The sequence below is a fragment of the Sphingobium sp. 15-1 genome, from assembly GCF_013375535.1.
GTDB classification, from domain to species: domain Bacteria; phylum Pseudomonadota; class Alphaproteobacteria; order Sphingomonadales; family Sphingomonadaceae; genus Sphingobium; species Sphingobium aromaticivastans.
The window spans coordinates 385,986-402,020 of record NZ_JABXJG010000002.1; the positions used below are offsets into that span (position 1 = coordinate 385,986).

Sequence of the window (16,035 nt, forward strand, 5' to 3'; positions counted from 1 at the left end):
TTCACGCCGGATCGCTTTCCCCGATCGGCTGCGTTGCTTTCGGGCCGGTCGCGGCTTCCTCCCGGCACATTTTCTCCAGCCTGCGCCGCACGCGGATGGCCGCCTTGTCATTGGGCAGGATCGCCGGCCGCATCGACCAGAAGTCCGCCCCGTCCATCCGCTCGTCCACCGCCTCGATCATGGGATTGTCTTCCGTGAGGAAGGCCCTGAACTGCGCGTCGCGGATGAACGCCATCTTCGCTTCCTCATCCTTGGCAAAGCTGCCGGACGACCCGAAGAAATAATGCGTCGTCCGGTCCGTTTCGGGCGTCACGATATGGAAGGCGATGCCATAGGGGTCCTGCACCGGCTCTGTCCCCTGCGGCACGGCGCCGAACTCCAGCATCATGCTCGTGGGCGCCATCCAGACCATGTTCAGCCACTGATCGCAGGGCTGACCCGTCATCGGCCCGAAGCCGCCGGTCGTGCCGGGCATCCAGAGGTCGGCCCTGACCGCCCCGCCCGCTTCCGTCACCTTCACCTCGGCGGAGCGCATGCTGTCATTGCCCAGCGTGCCGTCATGGATGAAGTTCACATGGGACAGGTCCATGAGATTGTCGATTTCGAGCAGGCAATTGGCCTTCACATGCAGATAATTGCCGATATTCGCATAGGCGCCGCCATTCGGCATGATGCCGAAATCGGGGATCAGCCCATCGTCGGCGCGATCCGGATCGCCCATCCATATCCACAATATCCGGTGCCGCTCCACAATCGGGAAGGTCCGCACCTGCGTCCCCGCCGGGATATGGCCGTTTCCCGTCGGATTATGATCGCACCGGCCCGTCCGGTCGAAATGCAGGCCATGATAGCCGCACCGGATGCCCGTGGCGGTCTTCCGCCCTTTGCTGAGAGGCGCGAAGCGGTGTGGGCACATATCCTCGCAGGCGACGACATCGCCATCGTCCAGCCGATAGACGAGCACCGGCCTGCCGAGCAGGCGGCGGGACAGCAGCCCCTCGCCCAACTCGTCGGACCAGGCGGCCATGTACCACGCGTTGAGCGGGAACTGGCCGGGGCGAAGGCCGGTCTCACGCGAGGACACGATGACCCCACATCGAAAAATAGTCATAATGACCGCTTTCCCAGGCGCCCGGCGTCACCTTTATGCAGCGCGACGCCAATTCCAGCCGGAACCCCGAGGGCGTCGAGCAATAGAAGGACACGGCATGGTCGTTGGGATGCTCGCCCAGCGAGATCGTGATCGGGATGTCCGCCTCTATGACCCGCGCCTGCGCCTTGAGAACATCGGTCAGTTCGGCGGCTTCGATCATGATATGGTCGATGTTGCGGGAGGTTTCGAACGGAAACTGCGCATAGGCGATCGAATGATGCCGCGGATTGACGTGGAGGAAGGTGGCCTTGACCTGGGACTGGCCGAAATCGGAAAAGATATGGTCGCTGAGCCCCGCGCCTATGGCCTTCGTCATATAGTCTTCGCAGGCCTGATAATCCTTGCAGTTGATCGCGACATGGCCCAGCCCCTCTTCGCCGGTCACGAAGCCGTTGGTGCTGATCTTCGGATCAAAGGGGGTGTCGGCATCCTTGCAGCCCAGCGCGACTTCATGCTGCAGCCCTTCCGGATCGTGGAAGGTGACGTAGCGGTCCACGCTCCGTAGCGCGGCGCCGGAACTGTCGCCTTCGCTATAGGCAATGCCGAACCGGGCGAAGCGGGCCAGCGTCTCCTCAAATTCGCCGGCATTCTCCGCCTCGAACCCGGCAAAGGCGAAGTCGTCCTTCGCGCCTTCCGTGACGATGAAGCGGCGCGCCTTTTCATCCATGCGCAGGAACAGGGCATCGGCGGCGGGAACGGCCTGCAGGCCGACAAGCTCGCCAAATTCCTGCCACTTGTCGAGCCGTGACGCCTCTACGCCCACATAAGCCAGTTTCAGGGCCATCATGATCTCCCAGGACAATATGTTTAGATTTGGACCGGCGCCGCGCCGCGTATCCGGGCGATGACCGCCGCCGGATCGGCCGGAGCCTCGTTCGCGCGCCAGGCGATGCGGTCGTCGGGGCGCACCAGCACCAGCTTGTGATCGTAGAGCTTCCGCGCCTTGGGCTCGTGGGCGATGTCGATCACCTGGAACGGCAGGCCGACAGCCGCCGCCGCATCCGCCAGGCCGGACGTGTCGATGCCGTCGTCGGAGACCAGCAGCGTGAAACCCTTGCCCAGCAGATCGAGTAGCGGCGTGCCGGTCTCCACGAATGCGAAATGCGGCACGCGGCAGCCCGGCACGGTCGAAGGCGTGTAATCGGCCACGCCGAAAGGCGGCGCGACTCCCTCGTCATAGGCGATGATCGGGGACTGGTCGTAATGCAGCCCGAAATTGAGGCCCTCGGCCGAGAATTGCTGGCTGTCTACGTCGAGCAGGCGGTTGCGCAGGTACCGGCGCGCAGCCGCCCCGGTCTCGCCCGGCTCTTCAACGAGACCGCGATATTCCTGCTTTTGCGTGATTTCGTGCTGATTGGCCGCCATGCCGGCGGCTGCGTTGGAAGTCTGGTTGCCGATGCCCCGACGCTCTGCATCATAGGCATCCAGGATGGATTCCGGCGCCCAGCCCTGCACGACCCCGGCCAGCATCCAGCTCAGCGTGATCCCATCCTCGATGCCGGTGTTCATGCCATGGCCCGCATAGGGCGGCCAGGCATGGGCGGCATCGCCCGCCAGGAACACATTGCCGGACCGGTAGCGTTCGGCCACGACCCGGTTGAATTGCCAGGTTTCGATGCTGATCACCTCATAATCGATGTCGCAGCCCATGGTCTGGCGGATTTGCCGGTCATATTCCTCTTCGGTGACGCCCTCGGCGCCCTCGGGGATCATGCAATGGGTCAGCCACAGATCCTTCCCGTCGATCGGGATGATGTTGCCGAAGCAATCCTTGTTGATGACCCAGTTCATCCAACCCGGCTGCACCGAGAAATTCTTCATCACGTCAGCCGACCGGAAGAAGATCGACTGGGTGCGGCCCAGGCCGGTGGCGCCGCCCTCCATCCGGATGCCCAGTTGGCGGCGCAGCGTCGAGCGCCCGCCATCGCAGGCCATGACATATTTAGCGGCGATGCGGCCAGCCTCGCCCGACCGCGTATCCGTGAAATCCAGCGCCACGCGGCCGTCCGACTGGACCACGTCGGTGACCTGGTGGAAATAGCGCAGGTCAACGCCCATGACGTTCACCGCATGATCGCGCAGCACGCGTTCCAGGAACATCTGGCTGCTGCGGTGCGGACGCTCGGCCGAACGCCAGCCCGCATCATGGGAAAAGCGATCCTCCTCGAAGCGGGAGCCGGAAGATGGAAGCTTGTACCGCGTGATCTCCACGCCGTTGATGCGGGTCATGTAGAGCACGTCGGTCGGATAATCCGCGGGCAGCCCAGTCTTCCTGTATTCTCCGCTACAGCCCAGGCGGCGAAGGAACTCCATCGTCCGCGCGCTGGTGGTGTTGCAACGGGAATGCATCGGCTCTTCATCGGAACGGGCTTCAAGCACCACGGCGGAAACGCCGCGATAAGCGAGATCCATGGCCGCGATCAAACCGACTGGCCCCGCGCCGACAATGACGACTTCGTGATTTTCCATGGCTTCCTCAACTATGCCTTATGACCGGCTTTACATTATCGTGTATCGATCACTACAGTGATGTCAATCCGCATTCCATTGCCGCAGGGGCGGAGATCGCTTGCGGCCCGCTTGTTCAGGAACCGAAGAAGAAATTCTGGATCAGCGCCATGAACTCGCGCGGCCGCTCGATCTGGACCCAATGGCCGCAGCGCCCGAAAACATGAACCTCGGCGCGCGGCACGATCATCGCCGCCCTGATGCTGACATCCACCGGCACCATCCGGTCTTCCCGGCCGTGGATCATCAGCATCTCGCATTCCAGCCGGGATAGCTGGTCGGCCGTGGGCGCCAGCGCGTCGATCCAGCGCTGCCTGGGCGCGGGGAACATGGACCGGAAAGCCGCCTGGTATTCCGGCCGCATCGTCGCTTCGTAGCGCGCCTGAACCAGCTCTTCCGTAATGATGCTCTTGTCGTAGGGAAAGACCTCCAGCAATTCCCGCATCATCTCGAGCGACGGTTCATATCCCCAGCCCAAACGGTCCAGATCCGGCAGAATATCGTGGGAGAGCAGATTGGCGCCCATCATCGCCAGGCGGTGCGCGCGTTCCGGATAGCGGCTGGCGAATTGCGTGGAGAGCGTGCCGCCGAATGAATTGCCGACGAAGGAAACCTTGTCCAGATTCAACGCGTCGAGAAAGGCGACGAGATGATCCAGCCAATAATCGATCGTGTAATGGGCGGATGGATCGAGTTCCGTGAAGCCGAATCCGGGAACATCATAGGCAATCACGCGTGCGCGCTTCGCAAGCTGGGGTATGGTCAGACGCCAATTGGCCCATGCGCTGACACCGGCTCCGGAACCGTGGATGAGAACGATCGGCTCCCCTTCGCCATGATCATGATAATTGGTCTTGAGCCCCATCGCTTCGATCGACGATCCGATTTCAGCGATTTCTATCCCCTCCTGCTCCATTTCCGCTCCTCTGGCTATTGAGAGACATCGCCGCCCGCCACCGGCGCCGCGAGCGCCATGGTCTTCGAACGGCATCATGTCTCAAATTATCTGTAACGATCCATACATTCATCGTGAAGCCATGTCAACGATGCCGCTGGCCGCATGCCAACCATCGGGAAATGCCGCCGCAGCACCGCCATCGATCAACGGCAGTATATATTTAACTTACTGATATATATGTATTTAATATTGGTGTTTTAAGGGTATTTCCTGTAGGGTGGGACGAACCATATATCCAACCGCGATTGGCTTGCATGCCGAATCGCCAGGAAATTTCTGGATCGAACATTTCAGTAGTTCCAGTAGCGCTGGCAGCCCCAGGAAATCGGGGCGGCCAATCCATCGTGCAGCCGCGCCTGCCGCTAAGGTCTTCGCCTCATCCATTGTCGGAAGAAGCGGCCCATGCATGCATGAAATCGGCAACACCGCGATGAAGGCGCTGCTTTTAAGAGGATGAGGTTGGCCGCCAAAGTTGCGGGTTCCCAGACCGTCGCAGGGCCTTCATGGCCCAGCCGCTAGGCGTCAAGAAAGAGAGAGCGCTCGCTCTGAGGGGCGCTTCCCGCGCCGAGGGGCTTCGTCATGACGTTCTTGGATGCGGTCCGCATCCTGCCTTTTTCGAATGGCAGGATGCGGGCCGTCGCCCCATTCAATGATCGTGCCCGCTTTCCTCAATGCCGGTGATATAGCGGAAATTCCACGACGGCTCCCGCATCAGGAAGGGCGGCAGGTCGTGAACGAAATGGGCATAGGCGAATAACGGATTGGTCCATTCGCGCGGTACCCAATTGTCGTCGACATAATCGGAGTCCGCACCGAATTCCGCTTCGCCGCCGGCAGGACAGGGGAAATAATAGAAGAGGGCGGAATCGACGCGGTGCCGGCCAAGGCCCTGATCCGACGGTTCCCAACCCTTGCGGGCCATGTTGTTGACCGCGATCATGATCTCATCCAGATCCTCCAGCGCGAAATTGGCGTGATGGAAGCGGAGATTGCCGTCGACCCCCGGAAAGGGCGCATTGGCGTTCAACAACAGGATATTATGGTGATTGTTCGTGCCATCGGCGCGCAGATAATTGCCGAAACCCACCTGGCGGTCCGTCAGCCGGAAATTCAATATGTCGACCATGAACTGATATACGGAATCATAGTCAGGCACAGCAAAGACGACATGGGTGATGAGCCGGGGAACAGCCTGGAACCGCCAGCGGCGCGGCCGGTTGAGCCGTTCCACGCGGCCGGGAGCGTTGGCCAGGTCGGGCGCGCAGACCACGGCACGCGGCGTCCAGGCCCGAAGCGCCATCGGAACGCCGAACGGCGTCACGAAACGTGCAAACTCGCCATCGCGCCGGACAGGGACGACCTGCTCCACCCGCGCACAGAGGCGGTCGAGCGCCGCCGGACTGTCGACGCCCCACACGACCTCCTGCACGCCCTGGTCCACCACTCGTCCCCCTTGCGGAAGGGCGGGATGGCCGAGCGGGAGGAGGACGACGCGCGCGCCGTTCGCCAGCTCGAAATGGACGGCATCGCCCTCCACCCCCAACTCGCGAAGCCCGAAATCCCGGAAGAAACGCGCCGACTTCTCAATGTCGTCCACGCCATAGACCAGGCGTTCAATGCCGATGATCGCCATATTATACCTCTCCAGCCTTGTCGTTTCGGTGCCCTTGTCGGGATAGACTTGGGGATGGCGCCGGAGAAATTATTTGGATTGATACCGCCAATAGCCGGGGAGGATATTCCCCGTCATGCGGTCGCCACGTCTCCCGGCCCGCCATAAGCGAGCCATCCGCCGTCGACCGGCAGGTTCACGCCCGTGATATAGCCGCTCAGATCCGACAGCAGATAAGCGGCCGCGAACGCCACATCCTGCACGCTGCCGATGCGGCCCATGGGCGTCCGCCTCTCCAGCCTATCGATGTCGATCTTTCCTTCCCGCGACAGGCGCTCGATCATCGGGGTGTTGATGTAGGTCGGCGCGATGGCGTTAACGCGCACATCATGGATCGCCCATTCGCAGGTCAGCGTGCGGGCAAGCTGCGCGATGGCGGCCTTTGCGGGACCATAGGCATGGCGGCGCGGTATGCCGTTCACGCCATTGACCGACGACACGAGCACGATCGATCCGGAACCCTGCGCGACCATGACCCGGCCCGCCGCCCGCGCCACCAGAAAACTGCCGCGCACATGCACATCGACGGTGCGCTGCCATGCATCGACATCCACCTCCAGCGCGGGCTGGACCGGATCGGCAATGCCCGCGCTGTTGAATGCGCCGTCCAGGCCGCCAAGGACATCCACGGTCTGGTCGACGCAGGCGGTGCACTGCGCCTCCTCCATCACGTCCAGGGCGATGCGCCGTTCGGCGGGCAGGTCGGGCCACGCTTCGGCCAGCGCGGCGGCGTTGAGGTCGGAAACGACCACCTGCGCCCCGAAGGCTTCGAAGGTCTTCGCCGCGCCAAAGCCGATGCCGCTGCCCGCCCCGGTGACGAGGATGCGCTTACCGGCCAGCAGCGGCAGGGTCGCCACGCCCGCGCTCACCAATGCACCATGGGCAGGCCGGCGACCGGGCTGGCAAAGGCGGGGATGTTGGTGCTGCGCAGGCCGCCCAGATAGACCGTCATCAAATCCTCCCCGCCAAAGGTGATGCTGGCAAGCCAGGGGCAGATGGCGCCGCCCGATTGCATCAAAATATCGAACGGCACGGGATCGCCGGTGGCGAAGGCCGCCTCCAGCGCCTGCGTGCCCTGCGGATCGCCGTCGTCCAGCAGTTCCAGCGCCTCCCCCTCCGGCGTGATCGCGACCAGTCGATCGGCAAAGATCATCGTCGCCCAGAGATTGCCGTAAGCATCGAAGGCGATGCCGTCGATCAGCCCGTTGCCAAGCGAAGACGGCCCATAGACCTCCCGCCCCGTCAGCGATCCGTCGGGCTGCACGCGGAAACGCGTCACGCGCTTGGCCGTCGTCTCCGCGACATAGAGCCACTCCTCCTTCGCATCGAAGCGGATTTCATTGGTGAAATGCAGGCCGTCCGCCACGATCCGCGCGCCCCTGTCGTCGAGCAGGATGATGCATCCGTCGTCCAGCCCCGTGCGGATGGCGGCGCTCCACGGATTGATCATCGTGGAGATGGTGATCCAGATGCGTCCTTTGCTGTCGCGCAGCACGAAATTGACCTTGCCGAGCGGCCTGCCGTCAATCTCTTCCAGCAGGATGCGGGTCTCCCCGCTCCGCGTCATGCGCTCCAGCCGGTCGGTGCCGAAATTGGAGATGAGGATGTCGCCATTGGCCGCAAAGGCGAGGCCGTTGGGCAGGGTTCCCGTCAACAGGCTGTCGGCAGCCGAAGCCGACAGGTCGAAATGCGGATCGGCGGTCTGGGCGATCAGCCTTTGCGAACCGTCGGGCGCGATGCGCATGACGCCGCCCCGCGCATCGGCGCTCCAGAGCGTGCCGTCGCGCTCCGCCAATATGCATTCGGGCCGCTGCAAATCCTGGCCGATGAAGCGGATCGACGCGGGATCGACGCGAAAGCCCTTCAGCGGATTGGGGCCGGGGGCCTGCCTGATGAGGGTCATGCCGCCTCCATTTTCGCGAAACGGTCGGCAAGCCAGTCACCGATATAATTTTGCACCGGCTCCATATTGTCGGCGCCGCAATGTTCGATGCCGCCTTCCCGCTCGGTGAAGATCTTCAACTCGCGGTCGGGGCTGTTGATGGCCTGATCATAACTCATATGGGCATATTTGACGGGTATCTGCCGGTCGTTGCCGCCATGCGTCACCAGGAAGGGGACGCGGATATTCTGAAGATGACCGTTCAGGTTCACCTTCTCCATCAGCGTCATGAAGCTGTCCATGTCGGGCTGACCCCAGACCCACATGACATGGTCCCAATAATGCGGCACCGGCATGTCGCCCTCGCGGGCCAGCCGCGCTTTCTGATGCCCGCCCCAGTCATGATTGCCGCCCCATACCGCCCCGATCGCGAAGCGCGGTTCATAGGCCAGAGCGCGCGGTGCATAATAGCCGCCCATCGACCAGCCCATCATACCGATCCGCTTGGGATCGACATCGGCGCGGGTCTCCAGATAGTCCACCGCCGCCCGCGCCCAGCGTTCGGTGTCGTGAACGGCGGGCAGGCCGTTCAGCCGCAGCGCCTCGCCCACGCCAGGCTGGTCGATCACCAGGGTCGAAATGCCCCGCTTCGCGAACCGGTCGCGCAGGGTGAGCATCACCATCTCCTTGGTGCTGTCGAGACCGTTGCAAAAGATCATGCATGGGCGCGGTCCTTCGCCGCGGCCCGGCACGAAAATGGCGGAAAGGCTGGACCCCTCATAGGGAAATTCGACGCGGCCCGCGCCCAGGTCGCTGGTCGCGTAGAAACGCTCCATCGTCTCCAGCAGCCGCGCATACATCGCCTTGCGGGGCGCGAAATCCCGGCTCTGCATGCGCTCCGCCGTTATGTAATAGGCGGCGGCGCGGGCATATTTCTCCGCCGCGCTGAACGGATGGCCCGCAGCCTCGCTCTCCGCCGCCAGCGTGCGGACGCGGTCGGCAAGCTCCCCCCAGGCTTCGAAAAAGGCTTCCGTCCCCTGGTCCGCATCCGTGCTTGCGACCGCCCGGACCCGGTCGTTCGCCGGGTCGATCTCTCCCATCACGCCGCCCATGTTCAGGCAGATGTTGACGGACAGATTCCAGACATAATTGCCGGGAAACGCTTCATACATCCCTTGATGCTCCTTCTTGCGGCGATCAGAATTCGACGCGGTCGCCGCCCTTCAGGCCCAGCATCTCGCGCGCTGCCGCAGGCGTGGCGGGGTCATGCCCCATTTCCTTCAGGATGCGGACGATCTTCCCCACCTGCTGCGCGTTCGACGCCGCCAGCACGCCGCGCTCGATGAACAAACTGTCCTCCAGGCCGACCCGCACATGGCCGCCCATCAGCGCCGCTTGCGTCAGAAACGGCATCTGGTGCCTGCCCGCCGCCAGCACCGACCATTGATAGGTGCCGCGCCCGAACAGCCGGTCCGCCGTTTCCTTCATGACGAAGAGATTTTCGAGATCGGCGCCGACCCCGCCCAATATGCCGAAGATCATCTGGATGAAGAACGGCGCCTTCACCAGTCCCCGGTCGACGAAATGCGCCAGATTGTAGAGATGGCCAAGATCGTAGCATTCATGCTCGAACTTCGTGCCCGCCTCCGACATGGTGCAAAGTATCTTCTCGATGTCGCGGAAGGTGTTTCGGAAGATATAGTCGTCCGAATGGACGACATAATCCTTCTCCCAACCATGTTTCCAGCTTTCGATCCGCTTGGCGGCGGGGAAGAAGGCGAAATTCATCGACCCCATGTTGAGCGAACACAGCTCCGGCTTGAACCGGATGGCGGCGGCGAGCCGCTCCTCCACCGGCATCGTCGCCGCGCCGCCGGTGGTGATGTTGATGATGGCGTCGGTGCGCTGGCGAATGACCGGCAGGAAGCGGCCATAGACATCGGGATCGCCGGTAGGGCGGCCATCCTCCGGAATGCGGGCGTGGAGATGCAGGATCGCCGCTCCTGCCTCGGCCGCCTCGATCGACTGGGCCGCGATCTCCTCCGGCGTGACCGGCAGCGCATCCGACATGGTGGGCGTATGGGCCGACCCCGTTACCGCGCAACTGATGATGATCTTGCTCATTGTCATTTGTCCTTTTCGATGCGCGGAAGGATCTGGCTCAGCATCTGCTGCACCAGCGCGGCCGCGGGCAGCGCCACGTCGACCTGATGCCCCAGCGCGAGCGCCGCCTTGAGATCCTTGTGGAAAATCGGGGTAGCGCGGGGATGAAGATCGAGTTCGGGCCACATTTCGGCCGCCCTGCTCTGGGCGAAACCGCCGTGAAAGACCTCCAGCAGCACATCGCGGGAAACACCCGCGGCCTGACCGAGACGAAGGCCCTCCGCGACCGCCATCATGTTGACGCAGCATATGAGCTGATGCGCGATCTTGGCCGATGTCGCCGTGCCGACGCCGCCGGTCAGGGTGATGGTGGAGCCGGAAACCCGGAAGACCGGCAGGCATTGCTCCACTGCCTCGGCCGGGCCGCCCACCATGAAGGACATGGTTTTTTCCTCCGCGCCCTTGGCGCTGCCGCTGACGGGCGCATCGACCAGGGCGATGCCGCGTTCCTTTGCGAGCGCGGCGGCTTTCTCCATCGTCTCGGGCAATATGGTGCTGTGAACGGCGACGATCTGTCCCTTGACGGCGGCACCGAAGACCCCGTCCGGGCCATCCAGCACCTCCATGACCTGTGCGTCATCGACCACGCAGACGATGACGAGATCACTCTGCGCCGCCACTTCGGCAGGCGAGCGAGCCGCCACGGCGCCCTCCGCCGCCAGTTCGCGCACCGGCGCATCCCACAGGTCATGGACCGCCAGCGGATAGCCCGCCGCCAGAATGTTGCGCGCCAGGGGCTTGCCCTGAAAACCGAGACCGATGAATCCGACCCGCATGATCCCTCTTCCAAACTCCATTCGAGGATTGCGATCAAAAGAAGTTGCGGATCGTCCGGCGCCGGATACGCGGCGCGATTTGGCGACAGCCGCGATGGCGGCCCCCCCTTTGACGATCACCTCTCCCTTTCACATCCTGTCAGAGCCGGGCGCACCTTCGCAAAGCGGTGATGGCCGGCCCATAGTCAGTCGCAAAGGCTAATGGCAGCATCCGGAGCTTTGAAATTTTTTTGCGCTATACCCATAATCGCCGCCAATTATGATGCGGCCGGGCGTGCGCCTCCGAATAGCCAGGGCGGATACCGCCAATAGCCAGAAACGATTACTGGCCGCCGATGGATGCCGATAATCAGGCGGAAATAGTTGATCGTCAGGCCGCCCGTGAAATCGTCATGGCCTGCCTGCACAATATAGGATCGACCGGAGCGGAGGCCGAAATCTTGTCCCCAGATTCCTCCAGCCGGCCGCCATCGGCCGGCGCAGAGAGCGCGCGAACGAAGTCATGGGTGCTGTTCCTAATGACGCTCGCCTACACGTCGAGCTTCATGGATCGCACGATCCTGTCGATCATCCAGAATCCGATCAAGGAAGAGCTGCACCTTAGCGACACGCAGCTTGGCCTGCTGGGCGGGTTCGCCTTCGCAATCTTCTATTCGACGCTCGGCATCCCGGTCGCCCGGCTGGCGGAACGCGTGGACCGCCGATGGCTCATCGCCGCCTCCCTGACCGTCTGGTCGCTGGCGACGGCGGCGAGCGGACTGGCGCGGGGATTTGCCAGCCTTTTCGCCCTGCGCGTCGCCGTCGGCGTGGGCGAGGCCGGCGCGAGCCCGCCCGCCCATTCGCTGATCACGGACTTTTTCCCGCCAGAGAAGCGCGGAACCGCCTTCTCGATCTATTCGCTCGGCGTGTCGGCGGGCGTGCTGATCGGTTCGATCGGCGGCGGCCATGCCGCGGAGGCCTTTGGCTGGCGCGCGACCTTCGTGATCTTCGGCCTTCCCGGCATCTTGCTCGCGATCCTGATCCCGCTCACCATCCGCGAGCCGGAACGCGGCCGCCTGGACGCCGGGCACGCCGCCGAAACCAGCCCGCCCAGCTTCAAGGCCGTCCTGCAACAATTCGCCCGCAAGCGCGCCCTGTTCCACATCGTCGCGGGGGCGAGCATCGCTGCGTTCGGCGCCTATTCCATCCTGACCTTCGCCGCGCCTTTCTTCATCCGCACCTATGGCGCGACCCTGACCGAAGCGGGCCTGTTCCTGGGCCTCACCAGCGGGGTTTCGGCCGGCATCGGCATTTTCGCGTCCGGCGTCATCACTGACCGGCTGTCGCTGCACGACCGGCGCTGGGCGGTGTGGATTCCCGCGCTCGGGCTGATCCTGGCCGTGCCGGGCTATATGGCGGGTTTCCTGGCGCCGACGCAGGAACTGGCCATGGCCATCCTGCTGGTGCCCCCGGCGCTGCAATATCTGAACCTTGGCCCCACCATGGGCCTGATGCACAATATGGTCACGCCCCGCATGCGGGCGACCGCCCTGCTCTATCTGGCGGTCAACCTGTTCGGCATGGGCGTCGGGCCGACATTCACCGGCTTCCTGAGCGACAAGCTGGCGGCGGCGCATTTTGCCGGAGCGGATTATTCCGAACAGTGCACGGGCGGCGTCCCCGCGACATCGCTGGTGGAATCCCTGTGCCGCGATGCGGCCGCGCAGGGCCTGCGCTGGGCGCTGGTCGCATGCTCGCTAGCCTTTCTATGGGGCGCGATCCATTATCTGATCGCCGCCCGCACTCTGCGCAAGGATCTGCTCGACGGTGGGGAGGTCGCCGCGGCCACCGCCAGGCTGGCCGAAGCCTGAAGGATTCCCCGATTGCGAACGGCTTCAGGAGGGCTTATCCTGATGGAAGCGCGGTCATCTTCCCTTCCGCGTGGAACTGAATCAGTGACGGCGCCGGCGGAAAACCGGCGGCCGCTCTGGTGTCGGGCAGGAACCGCGCAAGCGCTTATGGATCTCCACCGTATCGACCTCAATCTGCTCGTCATCTTCGATACGATCCTGGAGGTCGAGAACCTCACCCACGCCGCCCAGAAGCTTGGCGTCAGCCAGCCGACGATCAGCGCGTCGCTCAACAAGCTGCGCCATCTGTTCGGGGACGACCTCTTCGTCCGCAGCCAGGGGGCCATGCGCCCGACCGAACTGGCGCTGCAATTTCGCGAGCCGCTTCGCGAGATTCTGGACGCCATCCGGTTCGACCTGTTCGCCAAGGCCCCTTTCAACCCCGGCGACGGGGAGGGTGTCTTCACGATCAGCACGACCGATTTCGGGGAACTCGAATCCCTGCCGGAAATCGTCAATTTCCTCGCCCGCGAAGCGCCGGACATCACGCTGAGAACCATATTGTGCGAGACCAACGATCTTCCCAAGGCAATGGATGCGGGCGAGATCGATCTGGCTTACGGCTATTTTCCGGACCTGAATTCCGCTGTTTTCCACCAGCAGGTCATTCTGGATCATGACGCTGTCTGCATCGTCCGGCGCGACCATCCGGACATCGCCGGCCAGCTCTCCCGCGAGCAATATGAGCGGGCGAGCCATGCCGTCGTGCATCCCGGCAACCGGGTCGGAGACCTGATCCTGGAGAAGCTGAAGGAGCAGGGTATCGAGCGCCGGATCGCCCTCGCCATGTCCCATTCGGTCTATCTGCCCTATATCGTGTCGAAGACCGACCTTATCGCGACATTGCCGCGTCCCACGGCGGAAGAGGCGGTCAACATGTATCCCCTCGCGATCCTGGAGACGCCGTTCGTCTCGCCCCGCATGAAGCTGAAGCAGGTGTGGCATCGCCGGTTCGACAAAAGCCCCAGGCTGAAATGGCTCCGGCGCCTCATGGCGCAATTGGTTCGGGAGGCTTCGCGCTATTGAGGGATGCTTGTCTGAGCGAGCCGGGCGATGGAGGGTTGGTTGGCGGCGGAAATGGGCACGGAGCGGGCATGGATGTTGGCCCTAAGGTGAGCCGTGCTCCTGCGAAGGCAGGAGCCCAGTCCCGCCCCTAGTGGATCATCGCGCCGTCTGAACTGGGTTCCTGCCTTCGCAGGAACACGGCGCACTTAACGCAGCTAATGGCCATTCCCCAACACTCCGGATTTATCCATGCACCTAGAACGCATCCACCGCCAAGTTCCGGAGATCGTCCGTAGCAGCCCTCACCCTGGCCAGACAGGCGGCCACGTCAACCAGGTGCCGGGACATGAAGAACCGCGCTTTCGTCAGGCGCGCCCTCATGTCGCGCACATCTTCCGGCGCGTCTGCCGTCACGGCCGCTCTCGCGATCATCAGCCACATATGCCCCAGCGCAAGCAGGCCGAGCGCCGTCATGAAATCATAGGCGCCATAACCGGCATCCTCCACATCGGCGGCGATGAGGGTTTCCACCGCCGCCGCGACGTCCGCCATGGCGGCTTCCATCGCCGTGCCCAGATCGCTGATTGCAGCGGGCAGGGCGGCGATTTCCTGCTGCACATCGGCCATATAGCGCCGAAAGACATGCCCCTCGTCCCGCACCAGCTTACGCCCGACCAGATCCATCGCCTGCACGCCATTGGCGCCCTCCGCCAAGGAGAGCATCCGCAGGTCGCGCGAATATTGCTCGATGCCGGTCTCGACAATATATCCATGCCCGCCGAACATCTGCTGCGCCATGATCGCCACATCATGGCCCATGTCGGAAAGCACGGCCTTCGCGATGGGGGTGAGGAGCGAGATCCGGTCGGCGGCGCGCTGACGGACTTCCCCGGCCGGCGACCGTTCCTGCAGATCGAGCTGGAGCGATAGCCACAGCACCAGCGCGCGCCCAGCATCGACGAACGAGCGGATGGTCATAAGGACGCGGCGCACGTCCGGCTGCTCGATCAGCGGGTCGGCGGCGGCGTTCGATCGCCCATGCGATCCCGGCGCCTTTCCCTGCACCCTTTCCTTCACATAGCTTGCAGCGCGCTGACAGGCGGCTTCGCTGCCCGCGATGGCGATGACGCCCGTGAGGCGGCGCGCATGGTTCATCAGGCGGAACATCTGCGCCAACCCCCGATGCGGCTCGCTGATGAGCCAGCCTTGCGCATGGTCGAAATGCATGACGCAGGTGGCGCTGCCCCGAAGCCCCATCTTATGTTCGACCGAGCCGCAGGATACGCCATTGGCTTCGCCCGGCGCGCCATCCGGCCCGGCCAGATATTTGGGGACAAGGAACAGCGACAGCCCTTGGCTGCCAGCGGGCGCGCCCTCGATCCGCGCCAGCACGAAATGCACGATATTGGGCGTCAGGTCGTGATCGCCGCCGGAGATGAACATCTTCGTGCCGGTCAGGCGATAGGAGCCGTCCATCTCCGGCACGGCCTTCGTGCGCATGAGGCCGAGGTCGGTTCCCGCATGCGGCTCCGTCATCGCCATCGTGCCGATCCATTCGCCTGACACCAGCCGCGCCAGATAGTCGCGGCGCAGATGCGGCTGCGACACGCCCCGCATCAGCATCGAGCCGAAAAAGCCCCAATTGCTGTACATGCAGAAGGACTGATTGCCGCTGTTCAGATATTCCTCGACCGTCGCGGTGACGACATAGGGCAAGCCAGGGCCGCCATCCTCGGCCGAAACGGCGAGGTTGTTCCATCCGCCTTCGCGCAGCCGCTCGAAGGCGGCCTTGAAGCCACGCGGCGTGGTCACGCTGCCGTCGAGATGACGGGTGCAGCCTTCCGCATCGCCCGCCGCATTGATCGGCGCAAGCACGGCGGCGGAGAACTGCCCCGCCCCTTCCAATATGGCCAGCAGCAGATCGTCCGAAAGTTCGGAAAAGGCATCGATGTCCCGGTAATCATCGATCCGCAGGACATGCTTCAACAGGAAGAGGGTTTCGGCCACCGGGGCGCGATAGGATGTCATG

13 protein-coding genes are annotated in these 16,035 nt (G+C 63.5%); 2 read left to right on the forward strand and 11 right to left on the reverse strand.

From position 1 onward, the window contains the following. Position 1: 1 nt before the first annotated feature. The 10 genes from HUK72_RS18025 to HUK72_RS18070 form a co-directional block, all read right to left on the reverse strand. Positions 2 to 1,111: an aromatic ring-hydroxylating dioxygenase subunit alpha gene (locus HUK72_RS18025; RefSeq protein ID WP_255325857.1), complete on the reverse strand. Its 1,110-nt coding sequence runs from the start codon at positions 1,109 to 1,111 to the stop codon at positions 2 to 4. Beyond that, entirely contained in the window at positions 1,071 to 1,940 is an 870-nt protein-coding gene (locus HUK72_RS18030; RefSeq protein WP_176598174.1) for a VOC family protein, read from the reverse strand. The genes HUK72_RS18025 and HUK72_RS18030 overlap by 41 nt, the downstream gene beginning before the upstream one ends. A 20-nt stretch (positions 1,941 to 1,960) precedes the next feature. After that, positions 1,961 to 3,622 carry an FAD-dependent monooxygenase gene (locus HUK72_RS18035; RefSeq protein WP_176598175.1) on the reverse strand — a complete coding sequence of 554 codons (1,662 nt, stop codon included), beginning with the start codon at positions 3,620 to 3,622 and terminating at the stop codon, positions 1,961 to 1,963. Positions 3,623 to 3,737: 115 nt separating this feature from the next. Beyond that, positions 3,738 to 4,577: an alpha/beta fold hydrolase gene (locus HUK72_RS18040; RefSeq protein WP_176598176.1), complete on the reverse strand. Its 840-nt coding sequence runs from the start codon at positions 4,575 to 4,577 to the stop codon at positions 3,738 to 3,740. Positions 4,578 to 5,265: 688 nt separating this feature from the next. Beyond that, positions 5,266 to 6,252 carry a VOC family protein gene (locus tag HUK72_RS18045; RefSeq protein ID WP_176598177.1) on the reverse strand — a complete coding sequence of 329 codons (987 nt, stop codon included), beginning with the start codon at positions 6,250 to 6,252 and terminating at the stop codon, positions 5,266 to 5,268. 113 nt (positions 6,253 to 6,365) lie between these two features. Beyond that, positions 6,366 to 7,160, reverse strand: coding sequence for an SDR family NAD(P)-dependent oxidoreductase (locus HUK72_RS18050; protein ID WP_336950300.1), 795 nt, complete (start codon positions 7,158 to 7,160; stop codon positions 6,366 to 6,368). Next, positions 7,157 to 8,194, reverse strand: coding sequence for an SMP-30/gluconolactonase/LRE family protein (locus HUK72_RS18055; protein ID WP_176598178.1), 1,038 nt, complete (start codon positions 8,192 to 8,194; stop codon positions 7,157 to 7,159). Before HUK72_RS18055 ends, HUK72_RS18050 begins: the two co-directional genes overlap by 4 nt. Next, positions 8,191 to 9,345 (reverse strand): S9 family peptidase, encoded by a 1,155-nt coding sequence (locus tag HUK72_RS18060; RefSeq protein WP_176598179.1) that lies wholly within the window; start codon positions 9,343 to 9,345, stop codon positions 8,191 to 8,193. Before HUK72_RS18060 ends, HUK72_RS18055 begins: the two co-directional genes overlap by 4 nt. 25 nt (positions 9,346 to 9,370) lie before the next feature. Then, positions 9,371 to 10,297: a 3-keto-5-aminohexanoate cleavage protein gene (locus tag HUK72_RS18065; protein WP_176598180.1), complete on the reverse strand. Its 927-nt coding sequence runs from the start codon at positions 10,295 to 10,297 to the stop codon at positions 9,371 to 9,373. 2 nt (positions 10,298 to 10,299) lie between these two features. Continuing rightward, positions 10,300 to 11,112, reverse strand: a complete 813-nt coding sequence (locus HUK72_RS18070; protein ID WP_176598181.1) for an NAD(P)-dependent oxidoreductase — start codon at positions 11,110 to 11,112, stop codon at positions 10,300 to 10,302. Between the two features lie 335 nt (positions 11,113 to 11,447). Between HUK72_RS18070 and HUK72_RS18075 the strand changes: the two genes are divergently transcribed. Continuing rightward, positions 11,448 to 12,962, forward strand: coding sequence for an MFS transporter (locus tag HUK72_RS18075; RefSeq protein WP_218036169.1), 1,515 nt, complete (start codon positions 11,448 to 11,450; stop codon positions 12,960 to 12,962). A 147-nt stretch (positions 12,963 to 13,109) separates the two neighbouring features. Further along, positions 13,110 to 14,027 carry a LysR family transcriptional regulator gene (locus HUK72_RS18080; RefSeq protein WP_176598183.1) on the forward strand — a complete coding sequence of 306 codons (918 nt, stop codon included), beginning with the start codon at positions 13,110 to 13,112 and terminating at the stop codon, positions 14,025 to 14,027. A gap of 234 nt (positions 14,028 to 14,261) precedes the next feature. On the opposite strand, the gene HUK72_RS18085 is transcribed toward HUK72_RS18080, so the two are convergent. Next, on the reverse strand, positions 14,262 to 16,034 hold the full coding sequence (locus HUK72_RS18085; RefSeq protein ID WP_176598184.1) for an acyl-CoA dehydrogenase: 1,773 nt from the start codon (positions 16,032 to 16,034) through the stop codon (positions 14,262 to 14,264). Position 16,035 lies beyond the last annotated feature (1 nt).